General features: G+C 69.6%; 20 protein-coding genes and 1 pseudogene. 5 read left to right on the top strand and 16 right to left on the bottom strand.

Annotated elements, in window-relative coordinates; all coding sequences use genetic code 11:
• Positions 1-4 precede the first annotated feature (4 nt).
• Positions 5-946: a glycine--tRNA ligase subunit alpha gene (locus V5F48_RS02750; protein ID WP_394040159.1), complete on the bottom strand. Its 942-nt coding sequence runs from the start codon at positions 944-946 to the stop codon at positions 5-7.
• A gap of 500 nt (positions 947-1446) precedes the next feature.
• Between V5F48_RS02750 and sciP the strand changes: the two genes are divergently transcribed.
• Positions 1447-1722 (top strand): CtrA inhibitor SciP, encoded by a 276-nt coding sequence (gene sciP / locus V5F48_RS02745; protein ID WP_138397733.1) that lies wholly within the window; start codon positions 1447-1449, stop codon positions 1720-1722.
• A 145-nt stretch (positions 1723-1867) separates the two neighbouring features.
• Here sciP and phnN read toward each other — a convergent pair whose 3' ends face one another.
• From phnN to phnG, 8 genes and pseudogenes are all read right to left on the bottom strand, one after another.
• Positions 1868-2410, bottom strand: coding sequence for a phosphonate metabolism protein/1,5-bisphosphokinase (PRPP-forming) PhnN (phnN, locus tag V5F48_RS02740; protein ID WP_394039831.1), 543 nt, complete (start codon positions 2408-2410; stop codon positions 1868-1870).
• Between the two features lie 128 nt (positions 2411-2538).
• Positions 2539-3678: an alpha-D-ribose 1-methylphosphonate 5-triphosphate diphosphatase gene (locus tag V5F48_RS02735; protein WP_394039829.1), complete on the bottom strand. Its 1140-nt coding sequence runs from the start codon at positions 3676-3678 to the stop codon at positions 2539-2541.
• A 15-nt stretch (positions 3679-3693) separates the two neighbouring features.
• Positions 3694-4371, bottom strand: a complete 678-nt coding sequence (phnL, locus tag V5F48_RS02730) for a phosphonate C-P lyase system protein PhnL (protein ID WP_394040157.1) — start codon at positions 4369-4371, stop codon at positions 3694-3696.
• A gap of 299 nt (positions 4372-4670) precedes the next feature.
• Positions 4671-5468, bottom strand: coding sequence for a phosphonate C-P lyase system protein PhnK (phnK, locus tag V5F48_RS02725; RefSeq protein ID WP_394039827.1), 798 nt, complete (start codon positions 5466-5468; stop codon positions 4671-4673).
• Positions 5469-5941: 473 nt separating this feature from the next.
• Positions 5942-6796, bottom strand: a pseudogene (locus V5F48_RS02720) (alpha-D-ribose 1-methylphosphonate 5-phosphate C-P-lyase PhnJ); the annotation flags it as partial.
• A 26-nt stretch (positions 6797-6822) separates the two neighbouring features.
• Positions 6823-8166, bottom strand: coding sequence for a carbon-phosphorus lyase complex subunit (locus V5F48_RS02715; RefSeq protein WP_394039825.1), 1344 nt, complete (start codon positions 8164-8166; stop codon positions 6823-6825).
• 5 nt (positions 8167-8171) lie between these two features.
• Positions 8172-8834 (bottom strand): phosphonate C-P lyase system protein PhnH, encoded by a 663-nt coding sequence (gene phnH, locus V5F48_RS02710; RefSeq protein ID WP_394039823.1) that lies wholly within the window; start codon positions 8832-8834, stop codon positions 8172-8174.
• The gene (gene phnG / locus V5F48_RS02705; protein ID WP_394039821.1) at positions 8834-9334 is read right to left on the bottom strand and encodes a phosphonate C-P lyase system protein PhnG; all 501 of its coding nucleotides are present in this window, start codon (positions 9332-9334) and stop codon (positions 8834-8836) included. The genes phnH and phnG overlap by 1 nt, the downstream gene beginning before the upstream one ends.
• Before the next feature lie 132 nt (positions 9335-9466).
• On the opposite strand from phnG, the gene phnF reads away from it, so the two are divergent.
• Both phnF and V5F48_RS02695 read left to right on the top strand, forming a co-directional pair.
• Complete coding sequence (gene phnF / locus V5F48_RS02700; RefSeq protein ID WP_394039819.1) at positions 9467-10270, top strand: phosphonate metabolism transcriptional regulator PhnF; 804 nt, start codon at positions 9467-9469, stop codon at positions 10268-10270.
• Between the two features lie 66 nt (positions 10271-10336).
• Positions 10337-10960 carry a pyridoxamine 5'-phosphate oxidase family protein gene (locus V5F48_RS02695; protein WP_394039817.1) on the top strand — a complete coding sequence of 208 codons (624 nt, stop codon included), beginning with the start codon at positions 10337-10339 and terminating at the stop codon, positions 10958-10960.
• Here the strand turns inward: V5F48_RS02695 and V5F48_RS02690 are convergent.
• The 7 genes from V5F48_RS02690 to V5F48_RS02660 all read right to left on the bottom strand — a co-directional run bounded on the left by V5F48_RS02690 (position 10954) and on the right by V5F48_RS02660 (position 18769).
• The gene (locus tag V5F48_RS02690) at positions 10954-11325 is read right to left on the bottom strand and encodes a hypothetical protein (RefSeq protein ID WP_394039815.1); all 372 of its coding nucleotides are present in this window, start codon (positions 11323-11325) and stop codon (positions 10954-10956) included. The two genes, V5F48_RS02695 and V5F48_RS02690, sit on opposite strands and share 7 nt — an antisense overlap.
• A gap of 87 nt (positions 11326-11412) precedes the next feature.
• Positions 11413-12276 carry a phosphonate ABC transporter, permease protein PhnE gene (gene phnE / locus V5F48_RS02685; RefSeq protein ID WP_394039813.1) on the bottom strand — a complete coding sequence of 288 codons (864 nt, stop codon included), beginning with the start codon at positions 12274-12276 and terminating at the stop codon, positions 11413-11415.
• Entirely contained in the window at positions 12273-13157 is an 885-nt protein-coding gene (gene phnE / locus V5F48_RS02680) for a phosphonate ABC transporter, permease protein PhnE (protein ID WP_394039811.1), read from the bottom strand. The genes phnE (V5F48_RS02685) and phnE (V5F48_RS02680) overlap by 4 nt, the downstream gene beginning before the upstream one ends.
• 341 nt (positions 13158-13498) lie before the next feature.
• Positions 13499-14407 carry a phosphonate ABC transporter substrate-binding protein gene (gene phnD / locus V5F48_RS02675; RefSeq protein ID WP_394039809.1) on the bottom strand — a complete coding sequence of 303 codons (909 nt, stop codon included), beginning with the start codon at positions 14405-14407 and terminating at the stop codon, positions 13499-13501.
• A gap of 94 nt (positions 14408-14501) precedes the next feature.
• Positions 14502-15311, bottom strand: a complete 810-nt coding sequence (gene phnC / locus V5F48_RS02670; RefSeq protein WP_394039807.1) for a phosphonate ABC transporter ATP-binding protein — start codon at positions 15309-15311, stop codon at positions 14502-14504.
• Positions 15312-15896: 585 nt separating this feature from the next.
• Positions 15897-17177, bottom strand: coding sequence for an amidase (locus V5F48_RS02665; RefSeq protein ID WP_394039805.1), 1281 nt, complete (start codon positions 17175-17177; stop codon positions 15897-15899).
• A 584-nt stretch (positions 17178-17761) separates the two neighbouring features.
• The gene (locus V5F48_RS02660) at positions 17762-18769 is read right to left on the bottom strand and encodes a polysaccharide deacetylase family protein (protein WP_394039803.1); all 1008 of its coding nucleotides are present in this window, start codon (positions 18767-18769) and stop codon (positions 17762-17764) included.
• Between the two features lie 219 nt (positions 18770-18988).
• On the opposite strand from V5F48_RS02660, the gene pdxY reads away from it, so the two are divergent.
• Positions 18989-19837, top strand: coding sequence for a pyridoxal kinase PdxY (pdxY, locus tag V5F48_RS02655; protein WP_394039801.1), 849 nt, complete (start codon positions 18989-18991; stop codon positions 19835-19837).
• A gap of 118 nt (positions 19838-19955) precedes the next feature.
• Positions 19956-20852, top strand: coding sequence for a PhzF family phenazine biosynthesis protein (locus V5F48_RS02650; protein WP_394039799.1), 897 nt, complete (start codon positions 19956-19958; stop codon positions 20850-20852).
• The last annotated feature ends 64 nt before the right edge of the window (positions 20853-20916 follow it).

Here is a 20916-nt window from a genome sequence, read left to right as displayed (position 1 = left end):
CCCTTCAGCCGATGGGCGCAGCCTCCGCGCCGCCGGCCGCCGTCTTGAGCCAGGCGGCGCCGCAGGCCTTCGCTAGCTCGCGCACCCGCAGGATGTAGCTCTGCCGCTCGGTCACCGAGATCACGCCGCGCGCGTCGAGCAGGTTGAAGACGTGGGAGGCCTTGATGCACTGGTCATAGGCCGGCAGCGCCATGTCGTGCTTCTCGCCCTTGTCGCCGAAGGCGAGGTATTTGTGGCAGGCCTTCTCGGCCATGCGGAACTGCTCCAGCAGCATGTCGGTGTCCGCGGCCTCGAAATTGTGCCGCGAATATTCCTGCTCGGCCTGGTGGAACACGTCGCCGTAGCTGATCTTCTCAGGCCCCTCGCGGCCGTTGAAATTGAGGTCGTAGACGTTCTCGACCCCCTGCACATACATGGCGAGGCGCTCCAGCCCATAGGTCAGTTCGCCGGAGACGGGGGCGCACTCGATGCCGGCCACCTGCTGGAAATAGGTGAACTGCGACACCTCCATGCCGTCGCACCAGCATTCCCAGCCCAGGCCCCAGGCGCCCAGCGTCGGGCTCTCCCAGTCGTCCTCCACGAAGCGCACGTCGTGCAGGCCAAGGTCCACGCCGATGGCCGCAAGCGACTTCAGGTACAGCTCCTGCAGGTTGTCCGGGGACGGCTTCAGGATCACCTGGAACTGGTAATAATGCTGCAGGCGGTTGGGGTTCTCGCCATAGCGGCCGTCCTTGGGGCGGCGGGAGGGCTGCACATAGGCGGCTTTCCAGTGCTTCGGCCCGAGCGCCCGCAGGGTGGTGGCCGGGTGGAAGGTGCCGGCGCCCACTTCCATGTCGTAGGGCTGGAGAACCACGCAGCCCTGGTCCGCCCAGAAGCGCTGAAGGGTCAGCAGCAGGGCCTGGAAGGAACGGTCGGGCCGCATGTGGGCGGGAAGGGCGGGATCAATCATCTTTTGCTCGCAAGGCCTGTTCCGGCGGCGGTGTCCGGCGGCTTTGCGGCCCGGTCGTCCCGTTCGCAGGGCCGGCCGGGCGGCAGCGCCGCAGGCGCGCGGGACACTAGAGAGGCGTTGCCGCGATGGCAACTCGCCGCGCCATGCCTCGGGTTGAAATGGGAGCGCCGTCCCCGTCCGCGCCCCCTTGCGGGGGAGGCAGGGGGCGGGGCGGGCGCCCGTCCGGCTCCCGGCCAGTGACGCGGTTTTCAAGCCGGGACGCCACCGCTCCCCGGCGGGAAACGCTGTAGCGGTCGCGATATGGCGCACCCCAATTCCTTCCCGAAATCTTACCGGATTTGCATTCTGCGAAAACATCCGGGTCTTTACGTTTCGGGAATGTCTTGTTCACATGCTGTTAATACAAGTAAATATCTTGTTTTTCTCGGGCTTTAGCAAAGTTTTCATCGGCAGCTGCAATCTTGTCTTGCGTTTTGATGTGTAGCAGGTGCGTAGCGATGACCGATGCCTATCGGCCGAGGGTGAAATATGTGATCGGCCCGGACGGGGGACCGTTGACCATCGCCGACCTGCCGCCGCCGGATACGCGACGCTGGGTCATCCGCCGCAAGGCGGAGGTGGTGGCCGCCGTGCGCGGCGGGCTCCTGTCCCTTGAGGAGGCGTGCCGGCGCTACACCCTCACCGTGGATGAATTCCTGTCGTGGCAGGCCTCCATCGACCGCCACGGCCTGCCGGGCCTGCGCACCACGCGCATCCAGCATTACCGGCAATAGAGCCGGGGTCCAGCGCACGAAACCGCCGCAGGCGCTTCCTCAAGCGGAACCGGCCGAATGTCTTGACTGCTGCGCAGGAGTCTTGCGCTGGGTCCCGGCTCGGCGCTCCGGCTGCGCCGTCGCAGGTCCGGGACACGCGGCGCCTTTATTCCGCCGCCGCCAGCTCCGCCGCGATGAAGGCGCCGAGCTTTGCTCCGCCGTCCGCGGGCGTGCCCACATTCTCGATGACGAGGTCGGGGGCCACGTCCACCTCCGGCGCGCGCGACAGGCGCTCCTCGATATCGGCGGCGCTCTCGCGGCCACGGGCGGCGAGGCGCCCGGCGCGCACCGCCACCGGCGCGGTCACCTCCACCACCCGCACCCGCGCAAAGCGCGCCCGCGCCTCCGGCAGGGTGGCGCGCGAGCCGTTGGCCACCACCACGCCGCCCTCCGCAATGGCCTGCGCGACCTCGGGACCGAGCGCGTAACAAAGCCCATGCGCCTGCCAGAACAGGGGGAAGCGCCCCTGCGCCCTGAGCGCCTCGAACTCCGCCTCGCTCAATGTGCCGTGGGCCTCCCCGGCGCCCGTGGGGCGGGTGACGAGCCGGCGGGCGAACAGCACGCGGGGCTCCCCGGCGAAGCGGCCGCGGGCGATATCGATCAGCGTATCCTTGCCGGCACCCGAAGGGCCGACCACCAGGAGCAGCATTCCGGGACCCAGACGCGCGTCAGAACCCTGCAGCGGGCCAGAACCCTGCAGCACATTTGGGCGTGCATCCGGGTGCCTGTCGCCGGGCCGCGCGTCGAGGCTTGTCCCTTCGCTGGTCTTGAGCGTGTTCATGCCACCCTCAACCCCGCGCGGTACACCGCCTTCACCACCGGCATGTCGCCGGCCAGGGTGACCCGCACCAGATCGGCCCGCCGTCCCTGGGCGATCTCGCCCCGGTCGGTGAGGCCGGCCACCTCGGCCGGGGTCTTCGTCACCATGCGCACCGCGCGCGGCAGGCCGATGGAGGGCACGCGGCGGTGAAGGTCGAAGGCCGACCACAACAGGCTGGACGGCACGTAGTCGGACGAGAGGATGTCCAGCAGCCCGGCGCGGGCCAGCGCCTCGGCGGAGACATTGCCGGTGTGGGAGCCGCCGCGCACCAGGTTCGGCGCGCCCATGAGCACCCGGATGCCGGCGTCGTGGGAGAGCTTGGCCGCCTCTTCCGTGGTGGGAAATTCGGCTACCGCGACGCCGTCGCCGATGGCTTCGGCCACATGCTCGGGGGTGCCGTCGTCGTGGCTTGCCACCACGCAGCCGTGGGCGTGGGCCAGCGCCACCAGCCCGGCGCGGTTCTCCCGCGCGAAGCGCGCGTGGAAATCGAGCCGCGTGGCCACGATCACATCCATCTCCTCGGCCGTGATTCCGCTCTTCTTCATGTAATAGGAGCGGAACTGCTCCACGCTCGCAAACTGCCGCTGGCCCGGGGTGTGGTCCATCAGCGAGATCAGGTGCACGTCGGTGGTGTCGAGGATGGCGGCGGCGTCCTCCACCACCGTATCCGTGGGCACCTCGCAGCGCAGGTGGATGAAATGGTCGGCCCGCAGCACGCCGGCGGCGCGGGCGTCCTTCAGGGCGCGGATGAGGATCGGCGCGTCGCCGTCCATGCCCACCGCCTTCCGGTCCGGCCACACCCGCAGGCTGTCGAATACGGTGGTGATGCCGGATGCGGCGATCTGCGCGTCGTGGGCGAGCACGGCGGCCAGCGGGTTCCAGCGCACCTTGGGGCGGGGGGCAAGGTGGCCTTCCACATGGTCGGTGTGGAGTTCCACGAGGCCCGGCAGCAGAAAGTCGCCCTCCAGGTCCTGCGCGCAGTGCGGCGCCGCGCCGGTGCCGATGGCGCCAATGCGGCCGTCGCGCACGGTGAGATGGCCGGTGACGATCTCGTCGGCGAGGACGAGGCGGGCATTGGCGAACACCTGTTCGGTCATGTCTTCAATCCTGGCTCAGGCTGAGAAGCGGGTGACGTCCACCACCCGGTCGGCGACGGCGTCGCGGGTCTCGGCATCGTGGAAGATGCCGAGAAGGCCGCAGCCGGCCGCCTTCTTCTCGCAAATGAGGTCGATCACCACCGCCCGGTTGGCGGCGTCCAGCGATGCGGTGGGCTCGTCCAGCAGCAAGAGAGGCTGGCTGCCGATGAAGCCGCGCGCCACGTTCACCCTTTGCTGCTCGCCGCCGGAGAAGGTGGCGGGGGGCAGGCCCCACAGCCGCTCGGGCAGGTTGAGCCGGGCCAAAAGCGCGCCGGCGCGGGCCTTGGCGGTCTCGGCATCCACGCCTTCCGCGCGCAGGGGCGCGGCCACCACGTCGATGGCCGACACGCGGGGGATGACGCGCAGGAACTGGCTGACATAGCCGATGCGGTCGCGCCGCAGCCGCAGCATCAGGCGCGGGGCGGCGCCGGCCACCTCCACCATGGCGTCCTGGTCGGCCACCTGCACCGATCCCTGATCCACCCGGTAATTGCCGAACACCATCTTGAGGATGGAGCTTTTGCCCGCCCCCGACGGCCCGCCCAGGGCTACGCACTCCCCGGCATGGACAGCGAAGGAGACGGCGGAGACCACCGGCAGGCTGAGGCCGCCCTGGAGATGCAGGGTGAAGCTCTTGCCGAGGTTCTCGACGATGAGGAGGGGGGAGGCTGAGAGCGGGGCCGGTCTGCCCCCTCCCCAACCCTCCCCCGCAAGCGGGAGAGGGGGCGCGTCCGTGCGGGCGGCGGCGCTGTGCGTGTCCCGGCCCAGCGACGGCGCAGCCGGAGCGCCGAGCCGGGACCCAGCATCGGAGCCCTGCGCAGCAGGCAAAAGCGCTGCGCGCTTTTGGATTGAAGCGCCTGCGGCGGCCTCTTGCTCTGGGTCCCGGCTCGCGTTGCGCGCCTGCGGCTCTGCACTTGGCCGGGACACGGCGTCAGGGGTCGGATCGGTCATCATCATGCGGCGAGCACCGAGGAGACGAGGAGCTGGGTATAGGGCTCGCGCGGGTCGTCGAGCACCTGGTCGGTGAGGCCCTGTTCGATCACGCGGCCGGATTTCATCACCATGATGCGGTGGGACAACAGCCGCGCCACCGCGAGGTCATGGGTGACGATGACCACCGCGAGGCCGAATTCCTCCACCAGCTGGCGGATGAGGTCCAAAAGCCGCGCCTGCACCGACACGTCGAGGCCGGAGGTGGGCTCGTCCATGAAGACGAGGCGCGGGCGGGTGACGAGATTGCGCGCGATCTGGAGCCGCTGGCGCATGCCGCCGGAAAAGGTGCGCGGATCGTCGTCCATGCGCTCGGTGGCGATTTCCACGCGGGCCAGCCAGTCGGCGGCCTCCTGGCGGATGTTGCCGTAGTGGCGCCAGCCGACCGCCATGAGGCGCTCGCCCACATTGCCGCCGGCCGAGACCGCCATGCGCAGGCCCTGTTCCGCGTGCTGGCGCACGAAGCCCCAGTCGGTGCGCAGCAACAGGCGCCGCTCGGCCTCCGACAGCGCCGCGAGGTCGCGCATCTCCCCGTCGCGCATGCGGTAGGCGACGCGGCCGGCGCTGGGGGCCATCTCGGTGGAGAGCAGGCCCAGCAGGGTGGACTTGCCGGAGCCGCTCTCCCCCACGATGGCCAGCACCTCGCCGGCGTGCAGGGTGAGGTCCACGTCGCGGCAGCCGAGGCGGGAGCCGTAATATTTCGCCAGCCCTTCGGCGACGAGGAGCGGGGCGTCGGGGGGGAGGGCGGCAGGACCGGTCATGCTTCACCCCCGGCGGCGCCGTTGCGCGCGTCGCCTTCCTCGTGCCAGACGTCACCCTCTCCCGCTTGCGGGGGAGGGCAGTGTGGGGGCAGGACCTCTCCACTTCCAGCGTCCAAGGGCGACGGCGGCGTGCCCCCTCCCCAACCCTCCCCCGCCCGAACTCGACTGTTGCCGAGTTCGGTTCCCGCGAGCCGAGGCCGGAAACATCCGGCCTCGGGCGGGAGAGGGGGCGCTGCCGTTCGGGGGGAGGCGGTCGTCTCGGGTGCCCTGCCGGTCCCGGCATCCATGGCTTCCCCAGGCACGGAGGAGTGGGCGTGGAACCCTCTCCCGCTTGCGGGGGAGGGCAGGGAGGGGGATGGGACCTCTCCGCTCGCGGCGGCTTCGGGCATGGGGGCCGCGCTGCCCCCTCCCCAACCCTCCCCCGCAAGCGGGAGAGGGGGCACGGCGGTTATCACGGCGCCCGCCCCATACGGCGCGCTCATGGAGCCGGTGTGGCCTTCATCCTGCCGGGTGGCGCAATGGTCGGTGTCGGAGCACACGAACATGCGCGATCCCTTGTCGTCGAGGATCACCTCGTCGAGATAGACCCCTGTGGCGCCGCACAAAGCGCAGGGCGCGGCGAAGGCCTGCACCGCGAACGGGTGGTCCTCGAAATCCAGCGACACCACGCGGGTGTAGGGCGGGATGGCATAGATGCGCTTCTCGCGCCCCGCGCCGAACAATTGCAGGGCCGGGCTGTCGTTCATCTTCGGGTTGTCGAACTTGGGGATGGGCGAGGGGTCCATCACGTAGCGGCCCGCCACCTTCACCGGATAGGCATAGGTGGTGGCGATGTGGCCGTGCCGGGCGATGTCCTCATACAGCTTCACCTGCATCAGCCCGTAATCGGCGAGGGCGTGCAGGCGCCGGGTCTCGGTCTCGCGCGGCTCGAGATAACGCAGGGGCTCGGGGATCGGCACCTGGTAGACGATGACCTGGCCTTCCCTCAGCGGCGCCTCGGGAATGCGGTGGCGGGTCTGGATGAGGGTGGCGTCCTGCGTGCGCGTGGTGGTGGCGACGCCCGCCGTGGTCTCGAAGAAGCTGCGGATGGCCACCGCGTTGGTGGTGTCGTCCGAGCCCTGGTCGATCACCTTGAGCACGTCGCTGGCGCCGAGGATGGCGGCGGTCACCTGCACGCCGCCGGTGCCCCAGCCGTAGGGCATGGGCATCTCGCGGCTGGCGAACGGCACCTGATAGCCGGGAATGGCGATGGCCTTCAGGATGGCCCGGCGGATCATCCGCTTTGTCTGCTCGTCCAGATAGGCGAAATTGTAGGTGATGGCGGGCATGCCGGAGGCGGCGCGGGGGAGGACGGTCATTCCGCTGCCTCCTTGTGGGGGGGCTGGTCCGCTTCCGGCGCTTGCGCCTCAGACGCATCCGCATGCTCCGCACCGTCCGTTGCGTTCGCGTGCTCCGCACTGTCCGTTGTGTTCGCGTGCTCCGCACGCATGCGGCGGATGAGGTCCAGCTCGGCCTGGAAGTCCACGTAGTGGGGCAACTTCAGGTGCTCCACGAAGCCGGTGGCCTGCACGTTGTCGCAATGGGAGAGCACGAATTCCTCGTCCTGCGCCGGGGCGCTCTTTTCCTCGCCCAGCTCGGCGAAGCGGAGCGACCGGTCCACCAGCGCCATGGACATGGCCTTGCGCTCCAGCTGGCCGAAGACGAGGCCATAGCCGCGGGTGAATTGCGGGGGCTGTGTCGCCGAGCCCTGGAACTGGTTCACGCTCTGGCACTCGGTGACGCTGATTTCGCCCAGCGGCACGGCAAAGCCCAGCTCTTCCGCGTAAAGGCTCACCTCCACCTCGCCGAAGCGGATCTCGCCCACGAAGGGGTGGGTGCGCGCATAGCCGCGCTGGGTGGAATAGCCGAGCGCCAGAAGGAAGCCCTCGTCGCCCCGCGCCAGCGCCTGCAGCCGCAGCGGCCGGCCGGCGGGAAAGGACAACGGCTCGCGGGTGAGGTCGCGCGGCGGCGTGCCGTCGTCCGCCGGGGCGGGCTCGATGAGGCCTTCGTCGCCCAGCAGGTCGGTGACGCGGGGCATGGGGGCCACTTTGGCATCCCTGAATGCGTGCGCTGGCCCGGTGAACCCTCTCCCGCTTGCGGGGGAGGGCAGGGAGGGGGCCGGAGCTTCTCTATCTGGGGCAGCGTCAGGAGTAGAGGCCATGCCCCCTCCCCAACCCTCCCCCGCAAGCGGGAGAGGGGGCACGGCGGTTTGGGTGGAGATGGCAGTTTGGGCGGAGGCGTCATCCCCCGCCCGCGTCGCCAGCCGCTCGTCCAGCAGGCGGTGGGTATAGTCGAAGGTCGGGCCCAGCACCTGGCCGCCGGGCAGGTCCTTGAAGGTGGCGGAGATGCGCCGGCGGACCCGCATGGCGCTTGTGTCCACCGGCACGCTGGCGCCGAAGCGGGGCAGGGTGGTGCGGAAGGCGCGGGCGAGGAAGATGGCCTCGATCAGGTCGCCCCGCGCCTGCTTGATGGCGAGGGCCGCCAGCTCCCGGTCATAGAGCGAGCCCTCGGCCATCACCCGGTCCACCGCAAGGGAAAGCTGTTCGGTGATCTGGTCGAGCCCGATCTCGGGCACGCCGGTGTCGCCGCGCCGGCGCCGGGCGAGCAGCGCGTGGGCATTGCGGATGGCGGCCTCGCCGCCCTTCACGGCCACATACATGGGGGTCAGTCCTGCGTGTGGGGTGCGAGGGTGCGCGGCAGGCCGGCGACGAGCCCCGGCGCGCACAGGATGAGGTCGATGCCCAGCGGGTAGAGCGCCCGGTTGGCGGCAAGACGCCCGGCGAAATCCGCCGGCAGGGGCGCGGCCGCGAAGGCCCGGCGGCCCTTGATGCCGGGACCTTCGAGCGCCAGCGCGCCTTCGTCTGCAAGCGCCTCTTCCGGAATCCCCTCTGCCATGCGGGCCACCTGGACGAGCAACGTCGCCGAGCGGTCGGGATAATCCGGCTCGCCCTGGGCGAAGCGCGCGAAATCCGGCAGCCCGGCGCCGTCGCCGATCAGGGTGAAGCGGGCGGCGGCGGGGTCCTCCACCAGCGGCGCGCCGGTGTGGAAGCGCAGGAAGGCGGCCACGTCCGGCACCGCCGCCAGCGCGGCGTCGAGGAATACGGGCGTCTCGTAATCCAGCAACGCCAACGCCGCCGCCGCCATCTCCGGCGAGAGCGGGGCGGGGGGCGCGAGAGCGCTGGCGAGGGCCACCGGGCGGCCCGGCTCGGCCATGGCCCGCATGAGCGCCGCGAAGGCGCGCTGGGCGTCGTGCACCGGATCGGCGAAGCCCGCGGCCAAGGGGCGGGGGGCGATGGCAGGGGCGGGAATTGGGGCGAGAGCGGGCATCAGTCCTCGCCCCGCGTCATGGTGAAGAAGTTGACCTTGGTTGCCTCCGCCTCGGCGGCGGCGGCGGCCTCCTCGGCGGCAAGGCGGCGGCGGATGGGGGCGAGGGCGTCGTTGACCGCGAGCCTCAGCGCCGGGTCCTGCCACAAGGCGTCGAGGATGGCGGCGGCCTCCGCCTTCTCGGGCGCCCGGCCCAGCATGTAGGAGACGCCGGTGGCGCCGCCCTCCAGCTGCACGGCGGCGCGGGTAACGGTGGCCTCGCCCATGTTGAACGGCGCGCCATCCCCGCCGGTGCGGCCCTGCACCATCACCAGCCCCGCCTCGGGCGGCCGCAGCTTCTTGACGCGCGGCAGCGGTGAAAAGCGCTCCACCGCCTCCTCCAGCTCGGCCCGGGTGGCGCGGGCATAAAGCGCCATCATCGCCTCGCGCTCGGTGCTTTCGGTGGTCGCCTCGGGAAAGGGGGGAGGCGTCTTTGGTCCGGAAACGGGTGCGTCGGGCCCCATGATCGCCTCGAATGCAGGTGCCCGCCGGGGCAGGCACGCGGATGGGATGCAAGAGCCGATGCTCCGCTGGACTCTATTTGTATATTAATCTATACAAATAGACAAGGCGGCGAGGCCGCGAGGGAGGCAAAAATGTCTGGGACGCCAAACACTCTCTCAGCCAAGGGTCACAGCCCGATGACGGAGGCGGCCGATACGCCGTCCGAAGGTCGGGAAGGCGTTGCCCGCGGCTCGGGCGTCACCCTGTGGCGGCAGATCGCCCAGCGGCTGGAGGAGCAGATTCTCTCCGGTGCCCTGAAGCCCGGCGCGCGCCTGCCGGTGGAGGCGGAGCTGTCGGAGACCTTCGGGGTCAACCGCCACACCCTGCGCCGGGCGCTGGCGCATCTCGCCGAGCAGGGGCTCATCGAGGCCACCGCCGGGCGTGGCACCTTCGTGAAGGAGCCGCCCCTGCGCTATCCCATCGGGTCGCGCACCCGCTTCTCGGAGATCGTCGCGGCGGGCGGACGCGAGCCGTTCGGCCGTTTCCTCGGCTCGAAGGTGGAGCCTGCCTGTCCGGACGTGGCGCGCGAGCTCGCCCTGCCCGAGGGCACGCCGGTACTGCGCATCGAAAGCATCCACGAGGCCGACGGGGTGCCCATCTCGTTCGGCACCGCGTGGTTCCCCCATGCCCGCCTGCGCGACCTCGACCTGATCTATGCGGCCACCGGCTCGCTGACGCGGGCGCTCGCGACCCTCGGCATCGAGGATTATCGCCGCCGCGAGACCCGCATCACCGCGCGGCCCGCCACTGCGCGGGAACTGGAGCTGCTGTCGCTGGCCCCCGGCCGGGCGGTGCTGGTGCTGGAGCGGCTCGACGTGGAGCCGAACGGCACGCCCTTGCAATGGGGCCGCTCCTCCTTTGCGGCGGACCGGGTGCAACTGGTGTTCAAGGCGTGAGCGCATCCGCACCGGCTCCGACGGCTGGGCGCGGAAAGCTCTTCAATACGGCGTAAGGACGACCCCATGGCCGAGATTCGAGACGAAGCCGCGCTGCGCCGCCTTTATGGCCAGCCGGCGGGACGCAGTGTCGCCAAGGTGCTCGACCGGCTCGATCCCCACTGCCTGGATTTCATCGCCTTGAGCCCCTTTGTGCTGATCGCCACGGCCGACGCGCAGGGCGCCACCGACGTGTCGCCCCGTGGCGACCTGCCGGGCTTCGTCACCGCGCGCGCCCAAGAGCTGCTCATTCCCGATCGCCCCGGCAACAATCGGCTGGATTCCCTCACCAACATCCTCGCGACGGGGCGGGTGGGCCTGCTCTTCCTCATTCCCGGCGTGGACGAGACGCTGCGGGTGAACGGGCGCGCCGCCCTCCACGATGATGCCGAGCTGACGGCGCCCTTCGCGGTGGGCGGCAAGGCGCCGCGCACGGTGCTGAAGGTGGAGGTCGAGGAAGCCTATCTGCACTGCGCGAAAGCCTTCATGCGCTCGCGCCTGTGGAGTGCGGACGCGCAGGTGGCGCGCTCGATCCTGCCCACCATGGGCGAGATGCTGCGCGACCAGATCGGCGCGAAGACAGGGACTTCGGGTGGCGAGGCGGAAAGCCAGGAAGCGATGGTCGAGCGCTATCAGCAGATCCTCTACTGAGGCTGCGCGGTCTCGATTTTCTCGCGCTCGCAGGCGGCGGCGTCGAAGATGAAGTAGCTTTTCCCGTCCATAAACCAAGGGGTGTTATGGCGCCACCACTCGGCGGCTGCCGGTTGGGTCTCGGCAAGCAGATCAACGGCGGTCTTGGCGTTCACGGGATAGCCTTCGACGCGGACGGACCTGCCGGCGAGTACCCCCCAAATCTGGCCGAGGATGCCTTGCGGCCTGCCGAGGACACCAAAGGTCCAGCATGATCGCGGTTTCCCCGCAGCGCATGGCAATGAGAGGCTGATCCACGCATCCCTCACCCATTCGGGAGCTTCGCCGATGGGACGGCGCGCAATGATGATTTTCAACGTCGACATTCGGTCCCCGTCATCAGCGGACATTCCGGCCGAAGCTATCGACCGCGTCGTTCGCCAGCACTCGGCTCGAAGCGCATAAGTTCTCGCTCAGGGCTCCAGCCGGGTCTTGCCGATGATGGAGAAGCGCAGGCGCGAGGAGATGAAGTCGATCACCGCCACCATCACCAGCATCATCAGGATGAGGAAGGACACCTTCTGCCATTCCAGCACGCGGATCTGCTCGGCAAGGTGCAGGCCCAGGCCGCCGGCGCCCACGATGCCGACGATGGTGGACTGGCGGGCGTTGGATTCGAAATAATAGAGCAGCTGGCTGGCCAGCACCGGCAGCACCTGCGGCAGCATGCCGAAGCGCACGGCTTCCACCTCCGTCCCGCCGGTGGAGACGATGCCTTCCACCGGCTTGCGGTCCAGCGCCTCCACCGCTTCCGAGAACAGTTTGCCCAGCTCCGCGAAGCTCGCCGTGGCGATGGCGAGGATGCCGGCGAACGGGCCGAGCCCCACCACGGTGACGAAGATGAGCGCCCAGATCAGCCGGTCCACCCCGCGCACGGTGTCGAGCAGGCGGCGTACGGCGAAATGGGCGAAGATGTTGGGGATCACGTTCTTCGCCGCGAGGAAGCCGAACGGGAAGGCCACCAGCGCCCCCATGAGGGTGCCGAGGAAGGCGATGGCCAGCGTCTCGCCCAACGCGTGGATATAGAGCGGCAGCTGGGTGCCGGGGTCCGGCGGGATCATCAGGGTGATGAAATGGCCGAGCTGGACGAGGCCCGAGCCGATGCGGTCCAGGTTGAAATCCAGCCGCCAGAAGCTGAACACGGCGACGCCCGCCAGCGCGGCGAAGACCGCGATCACCCGCAGCCGCTGCGCCGGGGAGGGGCTGAGCGCCTCCGGATGGGCGGCGGCAAGGCGCGCCCGCGCCTCGGCGCTGACGGTGATGCGGGCGCGGCTCATCGTCCAGCTCCCACGCCGAGCAGCCGGTGGCGCACCTGCTCGGTGACGAGGTCGATGATCATCACCGCGGCGATGATGAGCAGCAGGATGGCGGAGACGTCCGAATAATAGAATTTGCGGATGGCCTCCACCAGGTCCTGCCCGATGCCGCCCGCTCCCACGAAGCCCATGATGGAGGCCTCGCGCACGTTGATCTCGAAGCGCAGCAGCCCGTAGGAGGCGAAGTTGGAGGTCACCTGCGGCACCACGGCGAAGCGCACCATCTTGGGCCAGGAGGCGCCGGCGGCCACCGCGCCCTCCACCGGATTCATGTCGATATTCTCCACCACCTCGGCGAACAATTTGCCCAGCGCGCCCATGGTGTGGATGGCGAGCGCCAGCACGCCCGGCATGGGGCCGAGGCCGAACGCCACCACGAACAGCAGGGCGAACACCAGCTCCGGCACGGTGCGGCAGAATTCCAGGTAGCGCCGTGCCGCGAGGCGGATGAGCGGGCTGCGTACCAGGTTGGCGCAGGCCAGGAAGCACAGGAAGAAGGCGCCGATACCGCCGATCAGGGTGCCGAGATAGGCGATCAGGATGGTGTCGAGCAGCAGCTTCAGCCAGTGGTCGAGGTTCCAGTACCACTCGGCGAGGTCCGCGCCGAGGCTGTCCCAGCGCAGGGTGGGCACGATGGAGGCGAAATAGGTGGTGAGGCGGCCCGCATTGGCGAACAGCACGCCGGGCTTCACCTCGCCCATCCACGCGGCGAGGGCGATGCAGACCAGCACCACCGCGGCGGCGATGAAGCTGTGCCGCCGCCGGTCCCGCACCGCCGCCTCGTAGGCGGCGAGCATGGGCGCGAGCTGCGCGTCGGGCAGGCGGGTGACGGCGTGGGCCACGTTTTTTCCCCTCTCTTGCCCCGGCCGACTGGAACGGAGCACGAGCACAGTGGACGGAAACCCGGTGCCCAGCGCAAAACATCGCCGAAGGCGGCTCAAGCGAGGCGACCGATTGTTTTTGCCGGCTTCGCCGGACCTTAGTCCTGGGCCCCGGATCAGCGCTCCGGCTGCGCCGTCGCTTGTCCGGGGCGCGGGCTTCCCCCGCCGTCATGCTCCGGCTTGACCGGAGCATCCCTCTTTCCGCCGGGCAGCGTACCCGGCCCTTCCGTGGGTCCTCCGGTCAAGCCGGAGGACGACGGGAGAGGGGCCTGCGGCACGCGGGCAAGGGAGGCGCCGGCGCCTCAGCTCTTCTTCTTGCGCAGTTCGTCCACGAACTTGTTCAGCTCGATGATGGAGACGTAGGATTCGTTGTCCACCGGCTGCCACATCTGCTGCTTGCCTTCATAGATCTTGTCGAAGGCGGCCTTGTCGTTCTTGTCGATGGCGAAGAAGGCGTCGCGGATCTTGGCCTTCAGCTCGGCCGGCAGGTCGGAGAGATAGGCGTAGGGCGAGTTCACGATCTGGTCGGACTTGAAGATGATGCGGTAGTCGCCGTACTTCGCCATCCCCTTGCGCTCCATGCGCTTGAGGTTGGACTCGTTCTCGTCGTTCCACCAGTTGAAGGCGGCGTCGCAGGTGCCCTGCTGCACGGCGATCACCGCATTCTCGTGCGAGCCGGCATAGACCACCTTGCCGAAGAACTGGTCGGGGGTGATGCCCATCTTATTCAGGGAGAAGCGCGGCACATTGTTGCCGGAGGTGGAATTGGGGTCCACCAGGCACAGGTTCTTGCCCTTCAGGTCTTCGATGGACTTGTAGGGGCTGTCGGTCTTCACATAGAGCACCGAGTGATAGCCCTTGGTGCCGTCCGCGTTCACCTCGATGGCGAAGGCCTCGATCTTGGCGCCGGTCATCAGCGCGCGGGCGAAGGAGGAGGGGCCGTAGGAGGCGATGTGGATGTTGCCGGCGCGCTGGCCTTCGATCACCGCCGCATAATCGTTGGCGATGCGCAGGGTCACCTTGGTGCCCAGCTGCTTGCTGAGGTAATCGGTGAGGGGGGTGAAGCGCTCGGTGACGCCGGAGGCGTTCTCGGCCGGGATGATGGCGAACACCAGCTCGGGATACTTGGCCTTCCAGTCCTGCGCGGCGGCGGCGCCGGCAGAGACGGCGAGCGCGGCGCAGGCCGCGATCAGGGTACGACGGTTCAGCATTCAGGGCTCCTGTCGGCAGATCTGGATTTCGAACGAACGGATTTGGAACAGACGGGTGCGGCCGGCCCCGGTGGGGGCGCGGGTTGGCGGGCGGTCAGGCCAGCGCCGCGGCCTGCGGAATGGCGTCGCCGAAGGCGGGCTTGGCTGCAGGCAGGTCCATCACCTCGCCGGCTTCCAGGCCGTAGAGGTCGTGGGCCACCTGCTCGGTAAGGGCGGCCGGCGCGCCGTCGAACACCACGCGGCCCTGCGCCATGCCCACCAGCCGGTCGCAATAGGTGCGGGCGAGGTCGAGGGAGTGCAGGTTGCACAGCACGGTGATGCCGAAGTGCTTGTTGATGCGCAAAAGCGCATCCATCACGATCTTGGTGTTGCGCGGGTCGAGGGAGGCGATAGGCTCGTCGGCGAGGATCAGCGCCGGTTCCTGCGCCAGCGCGCGGGCGATGGCGACGCGCTGCTGCTGCCCGCCGGAGAGGCTGTCGGCGCGCTGGGCGGCCAGCGAGGCGATGTCGAACTGGTCGAGGGCGGAGAGGGCGATGGCACGGTCCTCGGCGCTCCAGCTCTTGGTGAGCGCGCGCCAGGCCGGTGCGGTGGCCAGCCGCCCCATGAGCACGTTGGTGAGCACGTCGAGCCGACCCACCAGGTTGAACTGCTGGAAGATCATGGCCGCCTCGGACCGCCATTGGCGCAGGGCGTGGCCCTTAAGGGCGGTCACGTCGCGGCCGTCATGGAGGATGCGGCCGGACGAGGGGTCCTGCAGACGGTTGATCATGCGCAGCAGCGTGGATTTGCCGGCGCCGGAGCGTCCGATGACGCCAACAAAGGCGCCCGCGCCGATCTGAAGATCGACGTTGGAAACGGCCTCCTTCTCACCGAAGCGGCGGGTGAGGCCCTCGATCACCAACATCGGGTCGCTCCGTTGCGCGTCCCGACCGCTCATAAGGGGCGAGCGCAACACCCGTATGACGTTTCGTCGGCCAACCGCCCGCCCATGGACTTACCATCGCCCATGGGTTTTCGGGATGTGCTCCAGGCCGCCGCGCGGGGGCGTCATGGAAATGTCGCGCTCCAGGCAATTGTGACGGGAGCGGGAGCGGGTCGGATCAGACCGCGTGGAGGCGCCGGGGAGGCATGCCTCCCCGGCGCCGCGGATCGACCGGACCACGCTTTGTTGTGTTCTTCGATCCGGCGGGCGGTGCGGCCAGCGGCTCAAACCATTCCAAGCAGCACCGCGCCTATGAAGGCGAAGGCGGCACAGGTCTCGATCACGGTGAGCAGAAGGCCAAAGGTCACCTTGTTCCTCGCAAAGTCGATCTCGCCAGGAACCTTAACAAATTCTCAGAGTGCGGAAAGAGGTAAGATGTGCTGCGACGCGGCACGTATTGTGTTGCGGCGCGTGACTGTCGTCGGGCAACCCCGCCCCGGTTCTGCCTTTTTCTCGACGCTGCGGCGCAAGCTGTGATGACGAGAAATTCTTCTAAAATATTGTATTTCAGTGGGAGATGGCTGCTTCCACCAGATTCGCCACCGCGAGCGCCTGCCGATCGCGGCCAAAACGGCCCACCAGCTGCACGCCCACGGGCAGGCCCGCGGCGCTCTCAAGCCCGGCGATGGCGATGGCCGGGCAGCCGAGCAGCGTCCACAGCCGGCAGAACATGGCCGAGCCGGTGGTGGCGAAGCCCTCCGGCGCCGGCCCGGGGGCGCAGAAGGTGAGGAGCGCGTCCACCTCGCCGAACACATCGCCCAGCTTCTGCCGCGCGCGCTTGGCGGTGCGGCGGGCCTGGTCGTAGGTGTCGGGCGCGATCTGTGTCGCGGCATCGAGGTGGGCGGCGAACAGGGGCGAGAGGCCGGCGCGGTCGTAGGCCAACTCGTCGGCGAAGGCGAGGGCGGCCTCGAAATCCTGGATGATGGGCTGGGCGGCGTCGGCGGCCTCCAGCTCATCAGGCAGGTCGAGGTCGAAGACGCGGGCGCCCATGGCCTCGGCGGCGCGGGCGGCGGCGTCCAGCGCGGCGTGGGCCTCGGCGGAGGCGCTTGCGGCGCGGGTGGTGCGCACGATGCCGATGCGCGGGCGCTCGGCGGTCGCTTCCCCGATGTCGAGGTCGCGGCCGGTGATGGCGGCGGCGGCGAAGGCGGCGTCGCGCACCCGCGCGGCGAACAGGCCCATGGTGTCGAGATGCCAGGAGAAGGTCTTCATGCCCAGCGTGGGCAACAGGCGGAAGGTGGGCTTGTAGCCGGTGACCCCGCAGAAGGCGGCCGGGCGGATGACCGAGCCGGCGGTCTGGGTGCCGAGCGCCAACGGCAGCATGCCCGCCGCCACCGCCGCCGCCGACCCCGCCGAGGAGCCCCCCGGCGAGTGGGTGAGCCGGCGCGGGTTGCGGGTCTGCGACGGCTTCAGGAAGGCAAATTCCGTGGTCACCGTCTTGCCTACGATGACCCCGCCGGCCCGCCGCGTCATGGCCACCACCGGGGCGTCGTTGCGCGGGCGGTGGCCGGCATAGAGCGGGCTGCCGTAGGCCGTGGGCAGGTCCCGCGTGTCGATGATGTCCTTCACCCCCACCGGCAGGCCGCCGAGGGGCAGGCTGGTGAGGGGGCGCCCGGCGAGGCCCGCCTGATCCGCCGCCGCGCGCGCCCGGTCGAGGTCGAGGGCGGCGAAGGCCTGCACCTCGCCTTCGCGGGCGGCGATGGCCTGCGCCACGTCTTCCAGCACGGCGCGGGGCGTGGTGCGCCCGGCGTGGAGGTCGGCGGCGAGGTCGCGGGCGAGAAGGAGGGGCATGGGGATACTCGGGAGGTGACGCGAGGGGCGCCCACCATGCGCAGGCGGCGGCAGGCGCGCAATGGGGGCTGGGGGCGTCTCAATTTGAAAGTCGGCTGCTTTACCGGGCAGCCCCGGAAAATCCTCTCCCGACCAAGGCCGGAAACATCCGGCCTTGGTCCTTTGGAGCTGAGCTCGGCAACGGCTTGTCATCCTGCATGCTGTGAACCCTCTCCCGCGTGCGGGGGAGGGCAGGGTGGGGGCTGGGACCTCTCGGCCGTTCGCCGCCAGTGTTCCGCCCCGGCGCCTCCGCCCCCACCCCAACCCTCCCCCGCACGAAGCCGGATGTTTCCGGCTTCGCTCTTAGGAAGCGAACTCGGCAACAGCCGAGTTCGGGCGGGAGAGGGAGCCACGCTGCGCCAGCGGAGAGGGTGGTTTCCGGTCCCGTGCTCCGGTGAACCGTCTCCCGCTCCGAATCCGGATGTTTCCGGCTTCGGCTCTTTGGGAGCCGAACTCGGCAGCAGCCGAGTTCGGGCGGGAGAGGGGGCGACCGCGCCTCTTTTCCGACCGAGACACGACCCCGCGGGCATGGCCCCTTTCCGCCCCTATTGCGCCGGCAGGATGCGCTTTCCGGTGCGCGCGGCGTCGTCATAGATGCGGGTGTCGCCGGGCTTCAGGGAATAACAGGTGTCGGCGATCACCGGCCGGCCCGCCGCCAGCAGCTGGCTCACCGTGGCGAAACGGTAGCCCTTGGCCCGCAGCGCCGGGATCAGGATCTTGAGCGCCTCGGCGGTATGCTTGCCGCGCCCGTTGGCGTGCATGAGCACGATGGAGCCGGGACGGATGGCGCGCAGCATGTCGTCGGCCATGCCCTTGGCCCCGATGAAGGCGGGATCGCCCGAATCCACGTCCCACTGGATGGCGAGGTGTCCGGTGTCGTTCACATAATTCAGCGATTCGGCGCTGCACGAGCCGTAGGGGAAGCGGAACAAGGCGGCGCCGCCGGTGGCACGGCCGGTTCCTTGCGCCGGTGCGCCCGGCAGCATGCAGCCCTTGGCCGTCACCTCGGTGCGGCGCAGGGCGAGGGCCACGTCCGCGTCGTCCACCTGTCGGCGCATGGCCTCGCCGGTGCGCACGGTGAGGTTGGCGTGGGACCAGGTGTGGTTGCCCATCTCGAACGTGTGGTCGGCGGTGAGCTGGTCGCCGCGCTCGGCGTGGCTCATCAGCCACTTGCCGCCGGCGAAGAAGGTGGCGGCGACGTTCTCGGCCCGCAGGTAATCCACCAGGGCGCCGTCATAGCCGGAAATCTCAGCTGAGGCCTCGCACAGGTCGAAGGTGAGGGCGACCAGCTTTTCGCCCGCCGGCAGGTCGACCCGGCGGATGGAGCCGCGCAGGGCGGCCGGCACCGGCGGCAGGGTGGGCGTCGCCACATCGGGCAGGGTGACCGGGCCACCGGCGCGCGGGCGCACGATCTCTTCGCCGGGCCGCGCCGCGAGCGCCGCGGGCGCATAGCAGGCCGGCCCCGCCGCCGGCCCGGCGAATGCCGGCAGGGTGAGGGCCGGAAGGGAGAGGGGCAGCAGGAGCGCGAGGCAAATGGCGGATCGGACGGACACGGCAAACTCGACAGGTGCGAAGCATCGGCCATGGGCATAGGCGCCCGCGCCGCCCTTGGCCAGTGCGGGCCGCTCACGAGCTGTTGCGCGCGGAAACATCAGCGCGAGCGTGGCGGCCGATCAACAGATTCCATTTGAGAAGGGCGCTGTGGCAGGCTAACCGGCGGGACCGAGGGCGCCCGCCATCGGACGGCGGCCCTGATCGCGGGACCCAAGCCCATGAATCTCCTGTCCATCCAGTCCCATGTCACCTACGGCCATGTGGGCAATGCCTCCGCCGTGTTCCCGCTGCAGCGGCTGGGGGTGGAGGTGTGGGCCATCAACACCGTGCAATTCTCCAATCACACCGGCTATGGGGCGTGGCGGGGGCAGGTGTTCGACGCGGCCGTCATCGGCGAGCTGGTGGAGGGCATCACCGAGCGCGGGGTGCTGTCGCGCTGCGACGGCGTGCTCTCCGGCTACATGGGCTCGGCGGACATCGGCGCCGCCATCCTCGATACGGTGGCGCGGGTGAAGGCGGCCAACCGCAACGCCGCCTATTGCTGCGATCCGGTGATCGGCGACGTGGGCCGCGGCATCTTCGTGCGCCCCGGCATCGCCGAGCTGATGCGCGATCTGGCGGTGCCGGCGGCGGATGTGATCACCCCCAACCAGTTCGAGCTGGAGCTGCTGTCGGGCCGCACCTGCGCCCATCTCGACGATGCCATCGCCGCCTGCGACGCCCTGCACGCGCGGGGGCCGAGGGTGATTCTCGTCACCAGCCTGAACGTGGCGGAGACGCCGCCCGACTGCATCGACCTGATCGCCTCGGGGCCGGACGGGCGCTTTTTGGTGCGCACGCCCCGCCTCGCGGTGTCGCTCAACGGGGCGGGGGACGCCATCGCCGCCCTGTTCTTCTTCCACGCCCTGCGCACGGGATCGACCGCCGAGGCGGTTTCCGCCGCCGCATCCTCCATTTACGGGGTGCTGGAGCGGACGGAAAAAGCACAGTCTCGAGAATTGCTGCTGGTGGAGGCCCAGGACGAGTTCGTGCGGCCCTCCCGGCTCTTTCCCGCCTCGGTGATCTGAGGCAAAAATGTGGCAGCCAGACCATGGCTGCCACGACCGGAAGACGCCGTGCAGACGCGCGGCGTTGCCCTGTCGCCGAGACCTTGTTACCGAGACCTTGTTGCAGAGACCTGCCCGCATGCCGCGCCGCTTCGTCACCCTGGATGTGTTCACCGCCCGTCCGTTCGGCGGCAATCCGCTCGCCGTGGTGCTCGATGCCCAGGGGCTCGACGACGCGGCGATGCAGCAGATTTCGCGCGAATTCAACGTCTCCGAGACGGTCTTCGTGCTGCCGCCGAAGAATCCCGCCAACCGGGCCCGCATCCGCATCTTCTCGGTGGCCCACGAGATGCCGTTCGCCGGCCATCCCACGGTGGGGGCGGCGGTGCTGCTGGCGCTGGAGGACAAGCTCGTCAAGGGCACCTTGAGGATCGAGGAACTCATCGGCACCGTCACCTGCGAGGTGACCACACTGGGTGCGGGCTCGCGCAAGGGGGCGGCGGTGTTCACCGTGCCGCGCAAGGGCGAACTGGAGGAGATCGACATCTCCCGCGCCGCCTGCGCCGAGGCGCTGAGCCTGGATGAGAGCGACATCGGCTTCGACGCCCACCGCCCGGTGGTGGCCTCGGCCGGCGTGCCGTTCCTGTTCGTGCCGCTGGCGGGCCTCACCGCGCTCGCCCGCGCCCGGCCGGACGAGGCGGCCTTCATCAATTCCCTCGGCGGCTTCGGCGAGGCGCTCTACCTCTACACCCTGGACGAGGAGGGCGACGCCGACTTCCGCGCCCGCATGTTCTCCCCCGGCCTCGGCACCGAGGAAGACCCGGCCACCGGCGCCGCCGCCGCCGCCTTCCCCAGCGTCCTGCTCGACGCCGAGAACCGGGTGGATGGCCACCACAAGGTGCGCATCGACCAGGGCTTCGAGATGGGCCGCCCCAGCCGGGTGGATCTCGGCTTCACGGTGAAGGGCGGGCAGGTGCTGGACGCCACCATCGGCGGCTCCGCCGTGGTGATCACCGAGGGCGTGCTCCACATCTGAGCCTTATCAATATGTGGATTTGACAGAACTCACGGAAGGCGTGGGGAATGCCGTGCAGTCTGAC

It is taken from the genome of Xanthobacter autotrophicus ATCC 700552 (assembly GCF_043194565.1).
Classification (GTDB): domain Bacteria; phylum Pseudomonadota; class Alphaproteobacteria; order Rhizobiales; family Xanthobacteraceae; genus Xanthobacter; species Xanthobacter autotrophicus_F.
Note: the sequence above shows the minus strand (reverse complement) of the source record. Positions and strands in the feature narration are given on the sequence as shown.

Bases quoted from the DNA above. Each gene is read 5' to 3' on its own strand.
- sciP (WP_138397733.1), top strand. From the start codon at position 1,447: ATGACCGATGCCTATCGGCCGAGGGTGAAATATGTGATCGGCCCGGAC.
- phnN (WP_394039831.1), bottom strand. From the start codon at position 2,410: ATGCTGCTCCTGGTGGTCGGCCCTTCGGGTGCCGGCAAGGATACGCTG.
- V5F48_RS02735 (WP_394039829.1), bottom strand. From the start codon at position 3,678: ATGACCGAACAGGTGTTCGCCAATGCCCGCCTCGTCCTCGCCGACGAG.
- phnK (WP_394039827.1), bottom strand. From the start codon at position 5,468: ATGACCGGTCCTGCCGCCCTCCCCCCCGACGCCCCGCTCCTCGTCGCC.
- V5F48_RS02715 (WP_394039825.1), bottom strand. From the start codon at position 8,166: ATGTATGTGGCCGTGAAGGGCGGCGAGGCCGCCATCCGCAATGCCCAC.
- phnH (WP_394039823.1), bottom strand. From the start codon at position 8,834: ATGCCCGCTCTCGCCCCAATTCCCGCCCCTGCCATCGCCCCCCGCCCC.
- phnG (WP_394039821.1), bottom strand. From the start codon at position 9,334: ATGGGGCCCGACGCACCCGTTTCCGGACCAAAGACGCCTCCCCCCTTT.
- phnF (WP_394039819.1), top strand. From the start codon at position 9,467: ATGTCTGGGACGCCAAACACTCTCTCAGCCAAGGGTCACAGCCCGATG.
- V5F48_RS02695 (WP_394039817.1), top strand. From the start codon at position 10,337: ATGGCCGAGATTCGAGACGAAGCCGCGCTGCGCCGCCTTTATGGCCAG.
- V5F48_RS02690 (WP_394039815.1), bottom strand. From the start codon at position 11,325: ATGTCGACGTTGAAAATCATCATTGCGCGCCGTCCCATCGGCGAAGCT.
- phnE (WP_394039813.1), bottom strand. From the start codon at position 12,276: ATGAGCCGCGCCCGCATCACCGTCAGCGCCGAGGCGCGGGCGCGCCTT.
- phnD (WP_394039809.1), bottom strand. From the start codon at position 14,407: ATGCTGAACCGTCGTACCCTGATCGCGGCCTGCGCCGCGCTCGCCGTC.
- phnC (WP_394039807.1), bottom strand. From the start codon at position 15,311: ATGTTGGTGATCGAGGGCCTCACCCGCCGCTTCGGTGAGAAGGAGGCC.
- V5F48_RS02665 (WP_394039805.1), bottom strand. From the start codon at position 17,177: ATGCCCCTCCTTCTCGCCCGCGACCTCGCCGCCGACCTCCACGCCGGG.
- pdxY (WP_394039801.1), top strand. From the start codon at position 18,989: ATGAATCTCCTGTCCATCCAGTCCCATGTCACCTACGGCCATGTGGGC.
- V5F48_RS02650 (WP_394039799.1), top strand. From the start codon at position 19,956: ATGCCGCGCCGCTTCGTCACCCTGGATGTGTTCACCGCCCGTCCGTTC.